Origin of the sequence: Mycobacterium paraffinicum (assembly GCF_025822865.1) — a bacterium.
Taxonomy (GTDB): Bacteria; Actinomycetota; Actinomycetes; order Mycobacteriales; family Mycobacteriaceae; genus Mycobacterium; species Mycobacterium paraffinicum.
On sequence record NZ_JACKUR010000041.1, the window covers coordinates 95,100 to 115,490 of the forward strand.

Annotated in this window: 16 protein-coding genes; 8 read left to right on the forward strand and 8 right to left on the reverse strand. The window is 65.0% G+C overall.

The window, feature by feature from the left end:
• Position 1: 1 nt before the first annotated feature.
• Positions 2 to 1,630: an IS1634 family transposase gene (locus H7J89_RS25065; RefSeq protein ID WP_264047766.1), complete on the reverse strand. Its 1,629-nt coding sequence runs from the start codon at positions 1,628 to 1,630 to the stop codon at positions 2 to 4.
• Positions 1,631 to 2,314: 684 nt separating this feature from the next.
• On the opposite strand from H7J89_RS25065, the gene H7J89_RS25075 reads away from it, so the two are divergent.
• Positions 2,315 to 3,208: a beta-propeller fold lactonase family protein gene (locus H7J89_RS25075; protein WP_264047895.1), complete on the forward strand. Its 894-nt coding sequence runs from the start codon at positions 2,315 to 2,317 to the stop codon at positions 3,206 to 3,208.
• A gap of 170 nt (positions 3,209 to 3,378) precedes the next feature.
• Here the strand turns inward: H7J89_RS25075 and H7J89_RS25080 are convergent, their stop codons facing one another.
• Entirely contained in the window at positions 3,379 to 3,705 is a 327-nt protein-coding gene (locus tag H7J89_RS25080) for a hypothetical protein (RefSeq protein ID WP_264047897.1), read from the reverse strand.
• Between the two features lie 282 nt (positions 3,706 to 3,987).
• On the opposite strand from H7J89_RS25080, the gene H7J89_RS25085 reads away from it, so the two are divergent.
• Entirely contained in the window at positions 3,988 to 4,596 is a 609-nt protein-coding gene (locus tag H7J89_RS25085; protein WP_264047768.1) for an LGFP repeat-containing protein, read from the forward strand.
• Between the two features lie 157 nt (positions 4,597 to 4,753).
• On the opposite strand, the gene H7J89_RS25090 is transcribed toward H7J89_RS25085, so the two are convergent.
• The gene (locus H7J89_RS25090) at positions 4,754 to 6,439 is read right to left on the reverse strand and encodes a GMC family oxidoreductase (protein ID WP_264047770.1); all 1,686 of its coding nucleotides are present in this window, start codon (positions 6,437 to 6,439) and stop codon (positions 4,754 to 4,756) included.
• 259 nt (positions 6,440 to 6,698) lie between these two features.
• Here H7J89_RS25090 and H7J89_RS25095 point away from each other — a divergent pair, with 259 nt between their 5' ends.
• Positions 6,699 to 7,265 carry a dihydrofolate reductase family protein gene (locus tag H7J89_RS25095; RefSeq protein WP_264047772.1) on the forward strand — a complete coding sequence of 189 codons (567 nt, stop codon included), beginning with the start codon at positions 6,699 to 6,701 and terminating at the stop codon, positions 7,263 to 7,265.
• Between the two features lie 1,129 nt (positions 7,266 to 8,394).
• Positions 8,395 to 10,011, forward strand: a complete 1,617-nt coding sequence (locus H7J89_RS25100) for a PPE family protein (RefSeq protein ID WP_264047774.1) — start codon at positions 8,395 to 8,397, stop codon at positions 10,009 to 10,011.
• Positions 10,012 to 10,035: 24 nt separating this feature from the next.
• Here the strand turns inward: H7J89_RS25100 and H7J89_RS25105 are convergent, their stop codons facing one another.
• On the reverse strand, positions 10,036 to 11,403 hold the full coding sequence (locus H7J89_RS25105) for an aldehyde dehydrogenase family protein (protein WP_372513842.1): 1,368 nt from the start codon (positions 11,401 to 11,403) through the stop codon (positions 10,036 to 10,038).
• Between the two features lie 139 nt (positions 11,404 to 11,542).
• Between H7J89_RS25105 and H7J89_RS25110 the strand changes: the two genes are divergently transcribed.
• From H7J89_RS25110 to H7J89_RS25125, 4 genes are all read left to right on the forward strand, one after another.
• The gene (locus tag H7J89_RS25110) at positions 11,543 to 12,472 is read left to right on the forward strand and encodes an alpha/beta hydrolase (RefSeq protein WP_264047776.1); all 930 of its coding nucleotides are present in this window, start codon (positions 11,543 to 11,545) and stop codon (positions 12,470 to 12,472) included.
• 211 nt (positions 12,473 to 12,683) lie between these two features.
• A complete protein-coding gene (locus tag H7J89_RS25115) occupies positions 12,684 to 13,292 on the forward strand; it encodes a TetR/AcrR family transcriptional regulator (protein WP_264047778.1) in 609 nt (202 codons plus the stop codon).
• A gap of 313 nt (positions 13,293 to 13,605) precedes the next feature.
• Complete coding sequence (locus H7J89_RS25120) at positions 13,606 to 14,022, forward strand: MmpS family transport accessory protein (RefSeq protein WP_067207230.1); 417 nt, start codon at positions 13,606 to 13,608, stop codon at positions 14,020 to 14,022.
• Entirely contained in the window at positions 14,019 to 16,934 is a 2,916-nt protein-coding gene (locus tag H7J89_RS25125; protein WP_264047782.1) for an MMPL/RND family transporter, read from the forward strand. The genes H7J89_RS25120 and H7J89_RS25125 overlap by 4 nt, the downstream gene beginning before the upstream one ends.
• Here H7J89_RS25125 and H7J89_RS25130 read toward each other — a convergent pair.
• The 4 genes from H7J89_RS25130 to H7J89_RS25145 form a co-directional block, all read right to left on the reverse strand.
• Positions 16,927 to 17,709: an SDR family oxidoreductase gene (locus H7J89_RS25130; RefSeq protein WP_264047784.1), complete on the reverse strand. Its 783-nt coding sequence runs from the start codon at positions 17,707 to 17,709 to the stop codon at positions 16,927 to 16,929. The genes H7J89_RS25125 and H7J89_RS25130 overlap by 8 nt on opposite strands.
• Positions 17,710 to 17,778: 69 nt before the next feature.
• A complete protein-coding gene (locus H7J89_RS25135) occupies positions 17,779 to 18,645 on the reverse strand; it encodes a hypothetical protein (RefSeq protein WP_264047786.1) in 867 nt (288 codons plus the stop codon).
• Between the two features lie 12 nt (positions 18,646 to 18,657).
• Positions 18,658 to 19,887 (reverse strand): acyl-CoA dehydrogenase family protein, encoded by a 1,230-nt coding sequence (locus tag H7J89_RS25140; protein ID WP_264047788.1) that lies wholly within the window; start codon positions 19,885 to 19,887, stop codon positions 18,658 to 18,660.
• A gap of 80 nt (positions 19,888 to 19,967) precedes the next feature.
• A complete protein-coding gene (locus H7J89_RS25145) occupies positions 19,968 to 20,345 on the reverse strand; it encodes a DUF1801 domain-containing protein (protein ID WP_264047790.1) in 378 nt (125 codons plus the stop codon).
• Between the last annotated feature and the right edge of the window lie 46 nt (positions 20,346 to 20,391).

Sequence of the window (20,391 nt, forward strand, 5' to 3'; positions counted from 1 at the left end):
CTTAGTGCCCCGGTTCGGGGAGGCTGGCCAGGATTTGTCGCTGGGGTTCTGGGATTGCGGGCGGGAAGGTCTCGGTGGCGCCGTTGATCGCGATGGTCGCCGAGCGCAGCGGTCGCAGCTGCTTGATCACCTTGGCGATGGCCAGGCCACTGCGTTCCTGGATGTTGTGGGCGACGGCCAGCGCGGTGATCACGATCGTGAGGTGGGCTTCGATGGCGTCGCGGGTGCGGTGGAACACCGGTCTGGCGCGAAGGTCGCTCTTGGACATGCGAAATGAGCGTTCGACGCGCCACAAGTCGTGGTAGCGGGCGATCACCTCGGCGGCGGGCATGACTGTGGCCGGGACGTTGGTGACGTAACCCTTGAGGCCGACCAGGGATTGCGCGCGGGCCAGGCTGGCTTCATCGAGGACGCGGTCGCCGGCGCGGGTCTTGACGAAGCGGGTGGACTTGGCTCTGCGCTCACCGGAGACGACCGCCTTGGCGCGGGCTTCCTGGGCATAGAGCGTTTTCTGGTCACGTCGTGCCCGCTTGGCCGAGTACGCCCAGATAGCCCGCCACGCCTGTGAATGGTCATCGGCGTTCCAGACTGGTTCGGCCCGGTGGGCGACGTCATTGACCGAGCTGTTGGCGTGTCGAGGGGTGACGGTGTCGATGATCTGTCCATCGGTGAAAACATCGCCGTGCCAATGGAAATGCGACTCCAGATCACCGGGCGCTTTGGTCATCCGCGAGCCAACGATGAACCCCAGCCCGGCTTCATCGAGGGCTGAGAGGTTGGATGCTGAAAGCATGCCGGCATCGGCGGCGATCACCATCGGTGTCTCGCGCAGGTCGTGGCGCTCGCCGAGGGCCGTAATGACCGGCACGAGCGTGGTGGTCTCGGCGGTGTTGCCCTCAAAGCAGCCGACCTCCAACGGGAACCCCGTGCGATCAACGAGCAGGCCGACCACAATCTGCGGATCGATGCGACGTTCCTTGGAGTAGCCGACCTTGCGCAGGTCGTCTTCGTCCTCGGCCTCGAAATACAACGTGGTCACGTCGTAGAGCAGAAGACTCAACCCACCCCGGTCGGCGGCATGGGTGAAGCACTTCCCGGCGATGACATCGCGATACTTGCCGGAGTTCACCTTCGCTAGATGCCGTTGAATCGTCCTGTAGGACACCGTTTCTGCGCCGAGGTCGGCAAGTACCCGCGCGGCGTCGGCCTTACTGGTGGGCTCCACGATCCGGGCGATCACCAGATCCCGAAACACGGCGTCATCGACGGCGTCGAAACCGAGCCAGTCGTAGACGGCGCCGAGCACGTCGTAAAGCAGCCGCGAATGCGTTGCGGTGGTGCGACCCGGCGGCACCGGCGCGCCCGGGGGCACGCCCGGCGACAATGTCAGCGTGCCGCGGCGCCAGTCGGCGATCCCGTCAACGGATTGAGTCCGGGCAGCGACCTCGATCTCGAGCACGCCTTGATCCTCGGCAGCAATCTGGTGGGCTTGTTCGAGCAGGATGCCGAGCTGCGCATCGGTGTGCGCAGAGCCGACGTGCGCCAGAATCCTGCGTTGACCTCGATGTTTACGAACGACCTGCACCGCCACCGCACCTGAGGCCGTGCGCACCTTCCGCACGTACGCCACCGCCCGAACCTACCCCCTTAGTGCCCCAACCAGGGCACTAAGGACACAAAGCCCGCAGGTCAGCCGAGTGCAGTGCAGAAATTCGTCCGACAGTGTCCTAAGTCAGGTCAGAGTCGGCCAGCCCGATGCACGCTCGGACATCTACGCGCTTGCCTGCGTGCTCTATGAGTGCTTGACGGGAGTCGCCCCATATCCGGGTGACAGCATCGAGCATCAACTGGCGGGGCATCTGACTCCGGCGCGCCGGCGGCGTTCGATGCGGTCATCGCCACTGGCATGGCCAAGGATCCTGAGCAGCGCTACGCCACCCCGGTGGACATGGCACGAGCCGCACGTGAGGCGATCACGGTGCCCCTGCGCCTCGCGGACCCGAATGTGCAGTCCCACACCGCCGCTGCCCCCACTCAAGTGGCCTCATGGCCGAGTGAGCCAACGCAGCAAACGCAGAAACCATCGCCCCGCGACCCGCGGCAGGAGACGGCAGGGAACCGCAAGCGCGCCAAGCGATCTTGGGTGGCCGCCGCCACGGTGATTGGAGTGGTCGTGGTGTTGGGAGGCGCGAGCCTATATCTTCTGCGCACACGCACATCGACGGCTGGATCTGTGCAGACGACGGGATCTGCGACGGCCGCCCCGCCGTCGGCGCCCAGCGGGGGAGGCACGCCCAGTTCGGGAGTCACGACAGTGCCGAGTGGTCCACCTACGATCGCCACCTCAATCCGGGTAGGCAATGGCGCCTTCGGCGTCGCGGTCGACTCCGCCGGACACACCGCCTATGTCGCGAACACCGGTTCCAACTCCGTGTCGCTGGTGGATACCGCCAGCCGCGCGGTCACGGCCACCGTCGCTGTAGGACGCCACCCGGTCGGTGTTGCCGTGGATTCGTCGACCAGGACCGTCTACGTCACCAACTATGACGACTCCTCGGTCTCGGTCATCGACACCGCCAACGGCACGGTCATCGCCCGGATAGCTGTCGGCAGCCATCCGGGCGGGGTAGTGGTCGACCCGGATGCCCGCATCGCCTATGTCACTAGTGGTGACAACGCATCGGTGTCGGTCATCGATGTGATGACGCATGCTGTGACGGCGACGGTGCCCACCGGAAAGGGCCCGAGCCGGGTAGCCATCGATCGGACCGCGCACCGCTTGTTTGTCACCAATTCCGATCCAACGGTGACGGTCATCGACACCACGAACCGAACCGTCATCGGTTCCGTCGCGCTTCGCGTCCACCCGGCCGGTATCGCCATCGACACCGCATCGCACACCGCCTATATCGCCAGCGGGGATGATGCATCGGTGTCGTTGGTCGACACCACCACCCTCGGCGTCACCGCGAGTGTGCCTGTCGGCCAGCGCCCCGCGGGTGTGGCGGTGGACCCGCCGACGAACACCGCGTACGTGGCGAACTACAGCGGCGGGTCCGTGTCGGTGATCGACACCACTAAGCGCATCGTCACCGGAATCCTCGCCGTCGGTAACAATCCACTCGCCATCGCCGTCGACCCAACCACCCACGTCGCCTACGTCACCAGCGACCTAAATCATGGCTCTTTGACCGTAATCGAACGCTGACCCTGGGAACAGGTGGGCCCATCTCTGGGCTCGGGCAATCCGTCCGCGAAATCGAGCTGCCGAAAGAGCTTCTGGACCTTGAGGACGTCGTCGAGTTTCTACCCAAAGCTGCAAGCGCACCTCAAGGAGTGATCGGACGCACGGGCACAATTCGTGCCGCTCAGCCTCCGTCAGGAATCAGGCATGATCACAACCGGATGGTCACTCAAAGGTTCAATGACGACTCCCGCTGTTTTCATCACCTCAATCGAACGGTTAGTCTCCATCACACTCTTTACGTCACCCTCAAGGATCATGTAGGCGGCGCGGTTCGTTCGCTCATAGAACTCTTTCATCGACTCCACGCTGCGAAAAACGGGGACGTACCAAACACCGTTGCGCTGAAGCAAGAACGGCTTTTGTTCACCGTCTATGGTGTCACCGAAAGGGGTGGAGTAGTAAACCTTGGCATCAGCGGGAGCCGTACCGGGCCGCTTCTTCCTTTTGAATAGGCCCACGGAAACTCCTTTATGGCGGGCGCCGTTGGCGCTGACGACCTGCTGCGCCGTGTGGCCCGAAATCCCCATGGTGCCAGATTGACGACGTAGCCCAATGACTTTCGTGATCCTTTGGGTCACGAACCCGGTATCAAGCGGTGCCTTAGGGTGGCTGGGGCGGCGCGCAAAAACAGGGGGCGCGCGTTGGCCGGCGCGAGCACAACGTTGGTTCCGTCATGGTCCCGACCGGGCGAGGCCAGCCGCAACTTGGTCCACACCACAGGTAGACGCGAGAGGAAGCCCATGAGAACGATCGCTTACCGCCACGCGGCAGTCGCCGGCCTGGCCGCCGTCGTGCCGATCACGGCGGGCTGCAGCAATGGCAAGAGCGTCGACGCGTCGGCACCGCCTACGGTCGGGGTGAACGTCACCTCCACGTCGACAACCCCAGCGCCGGCCACCGAGGTGAAGATCATCGGGGAGCGGGACGTCGAGGTGACCCTGACCGGCCCGATCGCTGCCAAGTACTCGTCGGCAACCGAGGATCAGAAGAAGGCTCTCGGCAAGCCGCTGACGGGTGACCGCAACGCCGGGACACGGGAGAGCGCCCTAGTATTCCAGCAGTTCCAGGGCGGCGTGATCACCGCCAAGAACGGCGAGGCCGGGACTCCCGCGTATATCACGCTGGGCAAAATCCGGGAGGCCTGGAATATCCCACGAGCCCCGGACGGCACGCCTGCGATCACGGGCAGTAACGGCTCGGCAGGCCCGCTGGGTTTCCCCATCAGCGACCAGAACCCCGTCGGCGATCTGCTCGTGTCGAACTTCGAGCACGGCAAGATCGAGTACAACCCGAAGACCGACCAGGTCGACGTGACGGTAAACGGCAAGGCCGTACCATCCGGGCTCTAGCCCGAATCATGCTGCGCTGCAACAAAAGACGTTGGGAAACAACTGGTCCTCTTGCTGGTAAGTCTGCATATTCGAATTTGTGCGTATTGATCCTCAAGGAGGCGCGCAGACGCAGGTCGCGCGTCGCAGGGGAGCGGCTCGGGCGACGTTAACCGACTTATTCCACGATCGCCCGCGCTGCACGCTCGGCGATGAGCATGGTCGGCGCGTTGGTGTTGCCGGAAATGATGTTGGGCATGGCCGAAGCATCGACCACTCGAAGGCCGGCGACCCGGTACACGCGGCAGTCGGTGTCGAGCACCGTGGCAGCCGACCGCGGCAGACCGCGGGCGTCGAAGGCTCCCATCGCGCAGGTGCCCACCGGGTGAAAAATGGTCGTACCGAGTTCACCGGCCGCCTGCTGCAGCTCGTCGTCGCTCACCAGTTGCGGGCCGGGAAGCAACTCCTGCGGACCGTAGCGGGCGAGCGCCGGCGCTGCCATGATCTGCCGGGTCATCCGGAGGCCGGTCACCGCTATTTGGCGATCGGCGTCGGTCGACAGGTAGTTGCACAGGATCTTCGGATTGGTCAGTGGATCTGCACTGGCCATGCGCACATAACCACGCGAGGTGGGTCGCAGATTGCACACCGAGGGAGTGATCGCTCCGAAGGGGTGCAGGGGTTCGCCGAACTTCGGCAAGGACAGGGGCTGCACATGCCACTCCAAATCGGCACTGCCCAGCGCGGGGTCGCTCTTGGCGAAAGCCCCCAGGGTGGAAGGCGGCATCGTCATGGGCCCCGATCGAAACAACAGATACTGAAGACCCATGCCCGCACGGCTGATCCAATTCCGGTACAGGGTATTGACGGTCGGGGCGCCCCGGACCCGGTAGATCGTTCGAATCTGCAAGTGGTCTTGGAGGTTTTCGCCCACTCCTGGCAGATCGACGGCCACCGGCACCTGATGCTGGGCGAGCAGGGCGGCTGGGCCGAGACCCGAGACCTGCATCAGATGTGGCGACCCAATAGCTCCGGCGCTCAGGATCACCTCCTGGCGTGCCCCGACATCGACGATTTCGCCGCCTTTGAGCAGGCGCACACCGGCGATGCGGTGCCGGGCCGTGGTCCAGGCGCCCCGGCGCTGATCCTCGTAGACGTGGTCATCTATCAGAAGCCGCAAGGCCTGGGTTTGCGTGTAGACGGTGAGATTCGGCCGATGGGCGATGGGATGCAAGAAGGCATCGGCCATCGACCAGCGCCGGCCGCGCCGTTGGTTGACGTGAAAGTACGCACAGCCGGCGTTGTCGCCCTGGTTGAATTCATCGATCGGGGAGATGCCCACCTGGGCGGCGGCGGCCTGCCAGGCGTCCAGGATCTTCCAGCGCACCCGCGGTAGCTCGACGCGGATCTCACCACCGGCGCCGTGCCAGTCGTCGGCTCCGCCGTAGTAGTTTTCCAACTTTCTGTAGATTGCCAGTGTCTCGCCGGGACTGTCCGGGCCACCCCAGAGCCAGCGCTCGTCACCGGTGGCCTGTGCCCAGAGCTCGTAGTCACTCGCCTGTCCGCGCATGTGGATCATCGCGTTGATCGACGAGCAGCCGCCGATCACCCGGCCCCGCGCGTAGTGAATGCTGCGGCCCGCGAGGCCGGGGTCGGCCTCGGTCGTGAAGCACCAGTCGGTGCGGGGGTTGGCGATTGTGTACAGGTAGCCCACCGGCACCTTGATCCAGAACCAGTCGTCTTTGCCGCCGGCCTCTATCAGGAGGACACGGCAATCAGGGTTGGCGCTGAGCCGATTGGCGAGCAGGCAGCCCGCGCTACCTGCTCCCACGATGATGAAGTCGAATTCGGCGACAGGGCTCATTCCGGGATCGGTCCTCCAAGCGTCGGATGCGTGTCTTAGTGTGCGCGATGACCGCCTCATCTCGTAAGAGAGTGATTGGCCCCGGACAGATACAGGCCATTGACCAGGCACTACGCTTTATCCTCAACATCTGAAAACTGTTGTGGCACGGATGAATATGGTGGGCTTTACTGGTAACCCGCCATATTCGATCACTGCATGTTGTGGTGTGCCATGTGGCGTCGCGATGAGTTTTGCCCTCCGGTGCAGTCTGTTCTGCATGGGCAAACTCATCTATGGCTTCAACGTGTCGGTGGACGGGTACATCGCCGACGCGCAAGGCAACATCGACTGGAGCGATCCGAGCGAAGAACTGCACCAGTACTGGAACGACTTCGAGCGGGAGACCGCCCTGTCGTTCTATGGCCGGCGGCTCTACGAACTGATGTCCGCGTACTGGCCGACCGCCGACAAGGCCCCGGACGCGACCCCGTTGATCGTGGACTTCGCCCGCATCTGGCGCGATATGCCCAAGGTCGTGTTCTCGCGCACGTGTAAATCCGTCGACTGGAACTCCCGCCTGGAACACGGCGACCCGGTCGAGGTGGTAACGAAGCTGAAAGCCGAAACCGACGGCAGGCTGGAGGTGGGCGGCGCGACGCTGGCCGCACCGATCGTGCAGGCCGGACTGGTGGACGAGTACCGGATCGTGGTCACGCCCACCGCCGTGGGCGGCGGCACTCGGTTCTTCCCCACACTGCCGTCATGGATGTCGCTGCGCCTGTTGGAGAACCGCACCTTCCCGGGCGGCAGCGTCCTGCTGAGGTACGAGGCCATACACGACTGATCGAATACACGGCCAGACGAGCTGCGGACACACTACGTAAGTCCAAATCCGATGGTGTGCAACCGAAAACGGAGTGGTTCCGGTAGTCCTCCATATGCGATTCATACGTGCGGCGAGGGACGTGCTGGGCGACTCGGCGTTGGTCTGCTCGCCGTAGGGCAACACTCGCGTGTTCAACCCGCTAGGGGAAACCAGCAGGCCAGGTCGTTTCGATAACTTGACATAATGTCGCTTATCGGCACAACGTCCACCAGGCCATTGCATGAAGGGGCACTCGACAACTCTCGGACGATGCCACCGAGGCAAGCTGGCATGCTCGGGCCCCGTCACCGACATTGACGCGGCGCTTACGAACTTGTTCGCTCGTCGACAACGATTGAGCTCGCCATGGCGAGCCACGCGCCAAGATCGGGCGGCCGGCGGTCCGCGACGCCCCCGACCCGGCTTCCGCGTGCATGGCCTCAATTCGTCACTGTGACGAATTGACCTTCGCCCCAGCGGTATTGGGCACGTGGATGCAGTCAACTTCACGGCGCACCGCGCCAGCTCGAGCCCCCGATCATCACGGGCCCACGCCGGTGAGACGAACGGCAGACTACGCGACTCGGGCGCCGGCGGGCCCGGCACGCCAGGGCCACCCCTGCTACACCACCCGCGCCCCGGCCCCGCTTTGATAACGCGACCGAATTGCTCGGCAAGGCGGGCTACGACCGACACCCCAAAGCGCCATCGAGATTTTGGCGCGTTTCGGCCCCGGGCCCCACTTCCGCGTGCATTGCCTCACTTCCGCGTGCATTGCCTCGATTCGTCACTGTGACGAATTATATTCCGCCCCAACGGTATTGGTGGCACGGACGCTCATGTCGCCACCGAACGGCACGACCCCGCAATCGCCGAGCCGCGCTACTCGCTTTCTCGACCTCCGGATGCGAGAGCAGCCCGTATCGGTATCGCGCGGGTAGATCGTAACTTTAGGACCGTAGATACAGGAATATCACAGCTGAATCTCCTTATATGCGGAGTCGTACGTCCTTACGATCAAACCCGTGATCCGCCCACCAAGAGGGCTCGCGTTGGTTTCTATCCATGGCGTAGCTCGCCTGCGACAGCCGGGAAAGACGAACCGGCGATGACGGCGCCGATCTGGATGGCGTTGCCGCCCGAGGTTCATTCGATGTTGTTGTCCAGCGGGCCGGGTCCCGGACCGCTGCTGGCCTCGGCGAGCGCCTGGCATTCACTGAGCGCCGAGTATGCCGCGGTCGCAGGCGAACTCACCTCGCTGCTTGGCGACGTTGAAGCCGGCGCGTGGGAAGGGCCAAGCGCCGGGCACTACGTGGCCGCCCACGCGCCGCACCTCGCCTGGCTAATGCAGTCCAGCGCGGCCAGCGCCGGAATGGCCGCGCGGCAAGAGTTGGCCGCGACGGCATTCACAACGGCGTTGGCCGCGATGCCGACGCTGGGCGAGCTGGCGGCCAACCACGCCACGCATGCGGTGTTGGTGGCGACGAACTTCTTTGGAATCAACGCAATTCCGATAGCGCTGAACGAGGCCGATTACTCGCGAATGTGGGTGCAGGCCGCCACAACGATGAGCACCTACCAGGCCGTCTCGACCGCCGCAGTCGCCGGGGCCCCACCCAGTACGGGGGTGCCGCAAATCATGAAGGCGGACATGGGCGCGGGGAGCACGGATTCCGGTTCCGGAATGAGCGGCGGCTCGGGTATGGGCGGCGGAAACCCCTACATCATGGGCACCTCACTCCCCCAAAATCTCCAGGAGTGGCTGCAAGCGCTCTTTCCCTTCAATCCCTTTTCGCCGCAGGGCTGGTCGATGCACCCCAGTTTGTCGATGTTTCTCTCGCGCGTGGAGACCCTGATCCCTATGTATGCCCACAATCCCGCGCAGCTGTTCGAGACGATCGTGATGCTCGCTCTGCAATTCGTCATTCACCGAACGCTCGTATTCATCAACCTTCTCCTGTTCAACCCGGCGGGGTTGCTCAGCTTTTTTCTGAGCAATCCGCTCTACACCCTCGGATTGGTGACGCCGATGTTGGCGATTCCCGCCGGAGCGGCGGGCGGCTTGGCGGGGCTGGCGGGGCTGGCGGGACTGCCAGCAGCAGCTCCTGTTCCCGCCGCGGTCCCGATCCCATTGCCCGCGACGGCAATTCCCCTCACCCACACGCCGCCGCCACCCGCGCTCGCCGCCGCACCAACCGCCAGCGCGGCACCGTTTCACGTGTCGGCGGTATCGGCGGCTGCGCCAGCCCCTGCGGCCACACCGGGCACGCCACCCGCCCCGCCGCCAACGCTGGCGGGACCGGAAAGTGCCATGCCCACACAGAATTTCGTGTCCCCGTATCTGGTCGGTGTGCTCGGCGCCGGGTCGGAGTCCGACGTTGCCGGCCAATCTCGCAAGGCGACAGCAGCTACCGCCGCGGCCGCGGCGACCGCGGCGGGTCCCGCGGCACAACAGCAACAAACCCGGGGGCATCGGCGAGCGGCACCCCGCCGCACACACAGAGGTTACCGGTACGAATTCCTGGACCTGGAACGCGAATTCAGCGCCTCAAGCGATGCGCTGTCAACTTCAGCGATGGCCCCTGCCGAGGGCGCAGGACCGCTCGGTTTCGCCGGATTCGCCTCGCGGCGCGCCGCGGGATTGACCAGGCTGGCCGGCGACGGCTTCGGCGGCGAAGCAACCGTCCCGATGCTTCCCAGTGGCTGGGAGGCCGACCCTGCCTGAACGCCACCTCATGACGCGATGCAATCAGCCGCCCGGCGCCGACCAGTGCACCACCTTCATGGCGGTCATCTCGTCGAGCAGTTCGGGCCCGAAGCCGAAGCCCGTGCCGCTGGCACGGCGGGGCTCCGAAGCTCCGCCGGGCGCCCCGCCGAAGACGGAGTTGATCTTCACCGAGCCCACCGGGAGGCTGCGCCACGCCTCCTGCGCATGCGCCATGTTCCCGGTGAGCACCGTGGCGGCCAGGCCGTAACGATCATTGGCGGCTTCGGTCAGCGCGGCCGCGAAGTCCGGCACCACCCGTACCGGCGCGACCGGACCGAACGTTTCCTCGCGCATGATCAGCATCTCGGGGGTGCAATCAGTCAACACCGTGGGCGGATAGAACGAGCCCGGCCCGGGCTGCGGCTCGCCGCCGACGAGAACGTGGGCCCCGGCGCCGGTTGCGTCTTCGACGTGCGCGTGCACGTGTTCACGATGACGCTCGTCGACCAGCGGTCCGATCCGGTCGACCCACGAGATCGCCTCGTCGATCAGCGCATTGACGAAGGCGTCGGCGATCGATTGCACGACGTAGATCCGCTCCACCGAGACGCAGATCTGTCCGGCGTTGGCGAAGGCGCCCAGCGCGGCCTGACCGGCCGCCCAGGCCGGGTCCACATCGGCGTCGACGATCAGGGCGTCGTTTCCGCCATTCGACAGCAGTGCCTTGGCGCCGCGTTCGGCGCAGGCGCGCGCGATCTCTCGGCCGATCGCGCTGCTGCCCACGTGCGCGACGACATCGACCGGCTCCGCGGCCGCCAATTGTTGCCCGACGGTCGCGTCGCCGTCGACGATCTCGAGCACACCATCGGGCAGCCGGGCGGCCAGCAGTTCGGCGAAGCGCCGGCCGGTCTGCGGGCTGCGCTCGCTCGGCTTGTGTACCACGGTGTTTCCGGTCACGAGGGCCGCACCGAGCGGGCCGGCGGCCATCGCGATGGGGTCGTCCCATGCCGTGATCACCGCGACCACCCCGCGCGGCTGCGGGACCATCAGATCCGTTGCGGACCATCCGCCCTGCAGGGCGTGGCCACGATGTAGCGGTCCCAGTTGGGCAAACTGCACGAGCGCGTCGATTCCGGCGTCCACGCCGGCGCGGGCCTCGCCCCGCAGCTTGCCGGTTTCCCGCTCGTTCAATTCGGCGAGCTCGTCGGCCGCGGAGCGTACGTCGCCCGCAGCAGCCGCTAACGCGGCGGCCCGTTCGGCCGGTGGGGTGCGCGCCCACCCATCGGCCGCAGCCGCGGCGCGGGCGACGGCGTCGTCACAGTCGGCCGGCTCGGTTATCGGCACCTGTGTGACGGTGTCACCGGTGCGCGGATCCAGAACGCTGATGATCTTGGTAATGGTCGAGGCCACGCCAGCGGGTACCCTGTCCCCGGCCCGACCAATCAGCCGCCCCGAAGCGTCCCTGGTCAGCGGGTCGAAGATGCCTCGGGACAGATTCCCGATCCTGTATGGTCAGCGAGTCCGCCGGCGCAAGGGATAGAGGGTCTCGATGGCAAATAGCTTCCCCGACAACGCCTTTACCTCACGGCAGGCGGTAAATCCCGACCTGCGCAAGGTGGCCCGATTTCTGCCTCGCGGATACGCCCTGCACCGCGGTCTCAAGGTGCAGCGGGCGATCATGAACCTCTTCAGTAGCACGGGGCGACTGCGGGACGTACCGGTCGCCACGGTCGACGAGCACGTCACCGTTCGCCTGCATCGTCCGATTAACTTTCCCCACCGCGGACCGGCGCTGCTCTGGGTGCACGGCGGCGGCACCATCATGGGTCACGCCGCCCAGGACGACAAATACCTTCGCAAGTTGTCCCACCGCGCGGGGGTCGCGATCGCGGCAGTGGAGCACCGGCTGGCGCCCGAGCACCCGTATCCAATCCCTCTCGAGGACTGTTATGCGGCGCTGTTGTGGCTCGCACGTCAACCATGGGTGGATCCGGATCGGATCGCTGTTGGAGGGGCCAGCGCCGGTGGACACTTCGCCGCGGCGCTCGCGCAGCTGGCCCACGACCGCACCGACGTGAAACTGGCCTTCCAGATGTTGGTCTATCCGATGCTGGACGATCGGACCGGCACCGAACAGGACAGCCGGCGGCGCATTATGTGGACGGCGACCGACAACCAGATGGCCTGGCGCTGGTACCTCAACGGCGCCGACCCAAAAGAAGCCGCCCCAGGCCGTCGGGACGATTTGTCCGGCCTGCCGCCGGCCTGGATCGGGGTCGGAACACTGGACCTGTTCTATGAGGAGTGCCTGCAATATGCCCGGCGCTTGCGCGAAGCCGGTGTTCCCGTGCACGAGGAGATTGCCCCCGGCGCCTTTCACGCGTTCGACCAGATTGCGGATAAGGCGCCGGTGTCGGTGAACTTCTTCGCCAGTCAGTGCGATCATCTTCGGGACGCACTCGTCGCGCCGCGCGCCTAGTCGCGGATGCCGGCAGCTCCCCCTGCGTCGACCAATTGAACTCCTTGTGCGCCAACGTGTTTAAGAAATAGAGCGGCGGGCATATGGTGCACCGGGCCCGTCCGGCGAGCCCTCAGCCGGGAACGGCACCGGCCGCGGGCCGAACGGCCCGCGTGACCGAATCCGCCGCCTTTTGACTGCAAATTGTGCAGAACGTGCAACTATGGGTGCTATGTCCAACCCCGTGGGTCTGCGCGAGCGTCGTCGGCGCCAGACGAGCGCCGACATCCGCGACGCCGCGGTGCGCCTCGCGCTGGAACGCGGATTCGACAAGGTGACGATCGACGAGATCTGCGGCGACGCGGGCGTGTCGACGCGCACCTTCTTCAACTACTTCCCGAATAAGGAGTCCGCGATCGCCTATGGCCCTTCGGACATACCTCCGGAGCTGGTCGCCGATTTCGTCGCGGCCGGACCCGCCCCCTATTCGGTGGTGTTGGAAGAGCTGATCACGCTGGCGGCGCACCACCTGCGCGACGTGCCGCCGAAACGCGAACAGGCCGCCGGCATGCTGGAACTCGCCAAAACCTCCCCGGCGGTGCTGGCGGCATTCCTCGCCGACTTGGAGCGGTTCCAGAATCACCTGACCGATGTCGTCGCGCGCCGCCAAGGCATGCGCGCCGACGACGAGATCGTCGCGTTGATCGCCGCACTCGCTTTGACGGCCGTGCGTTCCGGCATCGAGCGCTGGTCAAGTGGGGAAGCCGGCGCCGCCGACGACACGCCGATGCCCTATGTCGAGCGGGCCGCTGCGCTGGTCAACAGCATCTTTACAAAGTGATTTGAAACACCGCGGGCAATTGTTGCATGGTGTGCAAGGTATGCACATTATGTACTATGCTCGTCAGGCAGTATCCAAAGACGCTTCATGAAGTAGGTGTCGGTACTGGGGGCGACCGCCGGTGCGCTTGGGCGACCGTTCCAACTTCGGGCGATCAAGCGTGCACGCATCATAGTGATCGGCGAGAACCATTGCGGTGCAACGTAAGTCGCGGTCGTGACGCTTCCCTGCCTCTGAGCTGGTGCGCAGGTCACACTGACGCTGACCGATGATGGCGGCCTGATGGGGAAGGGAACCACCTGAGGTGAAGGTTGTGCGCAACGCGTGGTTGCCGCTGCTGATCGTCGCGGTCCTGGTCGTCGGCGGCTTCGCCGTGGCCCGCGTCAAGTCGTTCTTCAGCGCCCACGACACGGGCGTCATGACGAGCCCGCGGCTGGACGATTCCAAGCCGTTCAAGCCAAAGGTTGTCAAGTACGAGGTCTTCGGCACGGCCAGCACAGCGAATGTGAATTATCTGGACCTGTCCGCCGACCCGAGGCGGGTCGACGGCGCACCCCTGCCTTGGACGCTGGTGCTCAGCACGACCGCCCCCTCGGTCTTCCCGAACCTCTCGGCCCAAAGCGACGGAAATTCCCTCGGTTGTCGCATCACGATCGACGACGAAGTCAAGGCCGAGAACCAAACCAACGGCGTGCACGCCCTGACCTTCTGTTTGGTGAAATCCGCATGAGCGCACACCTCGATGACGCCCGCACCGACTCCATTCCCGTCGCCGACGAACCGGTGCGGGAGAAGATTCCGCGGCTAATCCGAACGTTCGCCGTGCCCATCATCCTGGGCTGGATCGCGCTCATCGCGGTGCTCAACGTCGTCGTCCCCCAGCTGGACGAGGTCGGGAAGATGCGCTCGGTGTCGATGGCCCCCGACGATGCGCAGTCGGTGGTCGCGACCAAGCGGATGGGCGCGATCTTCAACGAGTACAAGTCGAACAGCTCCGTGATGATTGTGCTGGAGGGCGAAAAGCCCCTCGGCGCCGACGCGCACGCCTACTACGACCAGATGGTGAAGAAGCTCGACGCCGACACCAAACACGTTGAGCACGTTCAGGACATGTGGAGTGATCCGCTGACCGGGGCGGGCGCCCAGAGCAACGACGGCAAGGCCGCCTACGTCCAGGTGTATCTGGCCGGTAACCAGGGTGAAGCCCTGGCCAACGAATCGGTCGAGTCGGTGCAGAGCATCGTCAAGAGCGTGCCCCCGCCGCACGGGGTGAAGGCCTACGTCACCGGGCCGGCGGCGCTCTCGGCGGATCAGCACACGGCCGGTGACCGCAGCCTGCAGCTCATCACCGCGGCCACGTTCACGGTGATCATCGGGATGCTGCTGCTGGTCTACCGGTCGGTCGTCACCGTTTTGCTCACGTTGGTGATGGTGGTGTTCGAGTTGTCGGCCGCGCGCGGGATGGTGGCATTCCTGGGCTACTACAAGATCATTGGGCTCTCGACGTTCGCGACGAACCTGTTGGTCACGTTGGCGATCGCGGCCGCGACCGACTACGCGATCTTCCTGATCGGCCGATATCAGGAAGCCCGCGCCGTTGGCGAATCACGCGAAGACGCGTACTACACCATGTACAAGGGCACGGCGCACGTGGTGCTCGGGTCGGGTCTGACCATCGCCGGCGCGACCTTCTGCCTGCACTTCACGAACCTGCCCTACTTCCAGACGCTGGGCATTCCGCTGGCCATCGGCATGGTGGTCGTCGTCGCGGCGGCGCTCACACTTGGGCCCGCGGTCATTTCGGTGGTGACCCGCTTTCGTAAGACGCTCGAACCCAAGCGGACACAACGCATTCGCGGGTGGCGCAAGATCGGCGCTCTCGTGGTCCGCTGGCCCGGGCCGATCCTGGTCGTGACGATCGGGATCGCGCTCATCGGGTTGCTGACCCTGCCCGGATACCGCACCAACTACAACGACCGCAACTACCTGCCCACCGACCTACCCGCCAACGAGGGTTACGCGGCCGCGGACCGGCACTTCTCCCAGGCGCGGATGAATCCCGAAGTGCTGATGATCGAAAGCGACCACGACCTGCGCAACTCCGCGGACTTCCTGGTCATCGACAAGATCGCCAAAACGGTCTTCCGGGTGCCGGGAATCGGTCGCGTGCAGGCCATCACCCGGCCGCAGGGGACGCCGATCGAGCACACCTCGATCCCGTTTCAGATCAGCATGCAGGGCGTCACCCAGCAGATGAACCAGAAGTACCAGGAAGACCAGATGGCCGACATGCTGCACCAGGCCGACATGATGCAGACGACCATCGACAGCATGGAAAAGATGTCGAGCATCACCGCACAGATGGCCAACGACATGCACCAGATGGTCAAGAAGATGCACGACATGACCATCGACATCAACGAATTACGCCAGCACATGGCCGATTTCGAGGACTTCTTCCGGCCCATCCGCAGCTATCTCTACTGGGAACGGCACTGCTACGACATCCCGGTGTGCTGGTCGCTGCGGTCGGTGTTCGACGGTCTGGACGGCATCGACATCATGACCGACGACATCGAGAGCCTGTTGCCCATCATGGATCATCTCGACACGCTGATGCCCCAGATGGTGGCGCTGATGCCGTCGATGATCGAGAACATGAAGGCCATGAAAACGACGATGCTGACCATGTATTCGACCCAGAAGGGTCTGCAGGATCAGCAGAACGAGGCGCAGAAGAACTCCAACGCGATGGGTAAGGCGTTCGACGCGTCCAAGAATGACGACTCGTTCTACCTGCCGCCGGAGACCTTCAACAACGCCGAGTTCAAGAAGGGGATGAAGAACTTCATCTCCCCCGACGGCCATGCCGTGCGCTTCATCATCAGCCATGACGGCGATCCGATGTCGCAGGAAGGCATTTCGCACATCGGCGCCATCAAGAAGGCCGCCTACGAATCACTCAAGGGCACGCCGCTGGAGGGCTCCAAGATCTATCTGGCGGGCACCGCGTCGATCTACAAAGACCTCAGCGACGGCAACACCTATGACCTGTTGATCGCCGGGATCTCGTCGCTGTGCTTGATCTTCATCATCATGCTGCTCATCACCCGCGGCGTGGTGGCGTCGGCGGTCATCGTGGGCACCGTCTTGCTCTCGCTGGGCGCGTCGTTCGGCCTGTCGGTGTTGATCTGGCAGCACCTCATCGGCATCGAGCTGCACTGGATGGTGCTCGCGATGTCGGTGATCATCCTGCTTGCCGTGGGCGCGGACTACAACTTGTTGTTGGTGGCGCGGTTCAAAGAGGAGATCTACGCCGGCCTGAACACCGGGATCATCCGTTCGATGGGCGGCACCGGCTCGGTCGTCACCTCGGCGGGCCTGGTGTTCGCCTTCACTATGATGACGATGGCGGTCAGCGAGCTGACGGTAATCGGCCAGGTCGGTACCACCATCGGATTGGGTCTGTTGTTCGACACCCTGATCGTCCGGTCGCTGATGACCCCGTCGATTGCCGCGCTGCTGGGCAAGTGGTTCTGGTGGCCGCAACGTGTGCGGCAGCGCCCGGTGCCGTCCCCATGGCCCAAGCCAGGCGAGGAGAAGGCGGCCGAGGAAACCGAATCGCTAGCTCCCGCTAGGTAACCCAATCCGGCTGCCCGGCGGTGTCGACCGCGGAGAAGTCCTTGTGGCCCAGACCGGCGGTGGTGCCGCCGTCGACGACGAACTCCGAGCCGGTCGAATAGCTCGACTCGTCGCTGGCCAGGTAGACGACGAGGTTGGAGACCTCCTCGGGCTGGGCGATCCGGCCCAGCGCCGTCTGGAAGATGTCCTCGGGAACCCACTCGGTCATCGGCGTCTTGATGAGCCCGGGATGGATCGAGTTCACCCGGATCCCGCTGGGCCCGAGCTCCAGTGCCGCCGACTTGGTCAGGCCCCGGACGGCGAATTTGGTGGCGGTGTACCCATGGCAGGCGATGGTGCCGGCGATCCCCTCGATAGAGGAGATGTTGATGATCGATCCCCTGCCGGCTTCCTTCATGGGCTTCACCACGGCGCGGATCCCGAGGAACACACCCGTCAGGTTGATGTCGAGGATCCGCTGCCACTCCGAGAGGGCGTAGTCCTCGAAGGTGCCGATGTTGATGATGCCGGCGTTGTTCACGAGAATGTCGATGCCGCCGAACTCACTCACGGCGGCGGCCACCGCGGCGTCCCAATCCTCGGGCTTCGTCACGTCCAGGTGCAGATAGCGCGCCGCGTCGCCGACCTCGGCCGCGACCGCCTTGCCCTCGTCGTCGAGGATGTCACCGAACACCACCTTGGCGCCCTCGGCCACCAGCGTTCGCACGTGCGAGGCGCCCATTCCCCGCGCGCCCCCGCTGATCAGCGCGACCTTCCCGGCCAACCGTTCTGCCACTGCGATTCTCCTGTCGTGTCGAGTCTGTAGCACCATACAGACGCGGGCAGATGTATGACCAGGGTTCAGTCAGCCCACGACGTCGAAGATCGCCGCGGCGGAGGTGACGGCCTTGTCCGCGTTCCCCTCGTCGTGCAGCAGCATGCGCACCCCGACGCGTCCGGGGCCGCCGCGATGTGCGGTGCCCTCGACGCGGAACGGACCCACCTTGCCCCGCGACATGAACATCACGTGCCAGCTGACCACCTGCAGCCTGCGCGTGCCGGCCACCTCGGCGGCCAAGTCGATCGCCCCGGTTTCGAGCACGACGTGTTGCGGGCCGATGTGCAGCGCGGCGTCCGGGGAAGCGAGTTCGGTGCTGAGCTCCGGCAGTACCCAATGGCCGTCGCCACGACTGCTGGCACCGAACGCCTGCCACAGCGGCGGCAGGTCCGGCGAATCCTCGATCACCAGTTCGGTACCCGAAACGTCCATCCGGTCAAGGCCTTCCGGTGGGACGCCGATGATCGCCCCCTGCCCCTCGTTGAAGGCGATCACCCGATCCGGGTTGTCGGCGTCGACGATCTTGCATCGCCCGTAGCCCATGGTGCGGCCCTGGTGCACGATGCCGGAGTCGACGATCTCGACCCGGCTGACGTCATAGCCGGGGTCGACGATCTGGACCGACGCGATGACCGGGTTGGGCACCGCGACCATGTCGGTCTGGCAGCCCTCCGGGGAGGAAATGGCCAACGGCGCCACCATGATTCCCCCGGCCTCGTTGCGCATGTCGCGGCGAATGGTGACGGTGTCGTCGACCTCCCCGAGGTCCATCGACGAGTGTTTGCGGCCGATGTAGCGGTAACTGAGCAGACCGGTCCAGCGCCGGTACAGTTCGTCCCGGTAGGCCTCGGAGTCTCCCGCCAGCTCTCGGATGTCGCGGAGTCGATCGCTCAATTCCGTCCTCCCTCAGGCCTTTCCGTGTCGCACCTGGTTGAACGGCACGCCGCGGTCGGCAGCGTACTCGCGCGGGAAGTTCAGCACCCGCTCGCCGATCACGTTGCGCGCCATCTCCGTGGTCCCGCCGCCGATGCTGGCGATCTGGCGGCCCAGGTAGCGGGTGCCGATGTCGAGCAGTCCCGCCTCGTCGTCGACCGCGGCCGCCGGCCCGGCGACGGCCAACGCGGTGTCGTTTTCGACGTCGTGCACTTGGGCCATGGACAGCCGGATGATCGATCCCGCGGCGGGTGGCAGGGATCCCTTGGTCACGGCGTGGAAAACGTGCTCGCTGAGTTGTCCGTGCACGGCCCGATGAACCAGGGCCCTACCCACCATCTCGCGGACTCGTTCGCTGCCGGCCTGGTTCGTCTTCTCGGCCAAGGACAGCAGATCAACCGAAATGTCTTCAGCCTCAGCGATTCCCGGGCCGCTGGTGTACTCCGATCCGTCGCCCATGGTGCGGCGCTCGTGGTAGAGCTGGCGCGATGCGACGTCCCATCCCTTCCCCGGCTCCCCCACCACGGCGTCGTCACCGAGGTCGACGTCGTCGAAGAACTCCTCGCAGAACTCGACCGAGCCGTTCACCTGCGTGATGCGGTTGATCGTGACACCGGGATGCCGGAGCGGCACCAGGAACATCGTCAGCCCTTCGTGCTTGGGCACGCTCCAGTCGGTCCGGGCCAGGCATAGACCGTAGTCGGCGGCGAACGCCCACGTGCTCCACGTCTTGGCGCCGTTGAGGATCCATCGCCCGTCCCGGCGTTCGGCGCGGGTGAGGACGCCCGCGAGGTCCGATCCCCCGCTGGGCTCCGACAGCAGCTGCACCAGCACTTCGTCGCCGCGCAGCGCGGCCGCGATGTGCGTGCGCTTCTGCTCCTCGCTGCCCATGTCGAGGATCGTCGCGCAGCAGATGGCGAAGGACGGAACGTTGAGCATGAGCGGCGTCTCGTAGGCCAGCGCCTCGGCGTCGAACGCCTTCTTGTACTCGTAGCCCAGGCCGAGCCCGCCGTACTCGCGTGGGAAGCAGATGCCGGCGAATCCTGCGTCGTACAACTTCTTTTGCAGTTCGCGGGCGCGCTGCCAGGAGGACAATTCGTCGCGCTGCAGAACCATCGCGTCGCCGGAATCCAGCCGCGGGAGGTTGTCGGCCAGCCACGCCTTGGCCCGGCTCCGGAAGTCTTCGACCGACTCGGGCGTCACCGGATGGCCTCCCATTCGAGCGTCGACCTTGTGCTGGGCGACTGTACAGCACCGCTCCCGAGGCTGTACAGGTTGGCGCCCTACGACCGGTTCAGCTCCACCGCGGAGCGGATCAACGCCTTCAATGCCTCTTCGTCAACCTTGTCGCCCTGGTGGAAGTCGATCGCGCGCCTGGTGTTGCCATCGAGACTGGAATTGAACAGCCCCGAGGGATCCTTGAGCGAGGCGCCCTTGGCGAAGGTCACCTTCACGACGTTCTTGTAGGTCTCGCCGGTACAGATCATTCCGTCGTGATACCAGACCGGAACACCCCGCCACTTCCAGTCCTCGACCACGTGCGGGTCGGCGTCCTTGATGAGTTCCCTGATGCGGGCCAGCATCTCGCCGCGCCAATCCCCTAACTCCTTGATCCTGGCGTCGATCAGTTCAGCGGGAGATTTGTCCTGGGAGTTCGCCATCCTGGCTCGCCTTTCCGATGTCGTCGCTCGACCGCCCCGTGTCCGA

Coding starts and splice junctions, on each gene's coding strand:
- H7J89_RS25085 (WP_264047768.1), top strand. CDS start 3,988: ATGAGAACGATCGCTTACCGCCACGCGGCAGTCGCCGGCCTGGCCGCC.
- H7J89_RS25090 (WP_264047770.1), bottom strand. CDS start 6,439: ATGAGCCCTGTCGCCGAATTCGACTTCATCATCGTGGGAGCAGGTAGC.
- H7J89_RS25095 (WP_264047772.1), top strand. CDS start 6,699: ATGGGCAAACTCATCTATGGCTTCAACGTGTCGGTGGACGGGTACATC.
- H7J89_RS25100 (WP_264047774.1), top strand. CDS start 8,395: ATGACGGCGCCGATCTGGATGGCGTTGCCGCCCGAGGTTCATTCGATG.
- H7J89_RS25110 (WP_264047776.1), top strand. CDS start 11,543: ATGGCAAATAGCTTCCCCGACAACGCCTTTACCTCACGGCAGGCGGTA.
- H7J89_RS25115 (WP_264047778.1), top strand. CDS start 12,684: ATGTCCAACCCCGTGGGTCTGCGCGAGCGTCGTCGGCGCCAGACGAGC.
- H7J89_RS25125 (WP_264047782.1), top strand. CDS start 14,019: ATGAGCGCACACCTCGATGACGCCCGCACCGACTCCATTCCCGTCGCC.
- H7J89_RS25145 (WP_264047790.1), bottom strand. CDS start 20,345: ATGGCGAACTCCCAGGACAAATCTCCCGCTGAACTGATCGACGCCAGG.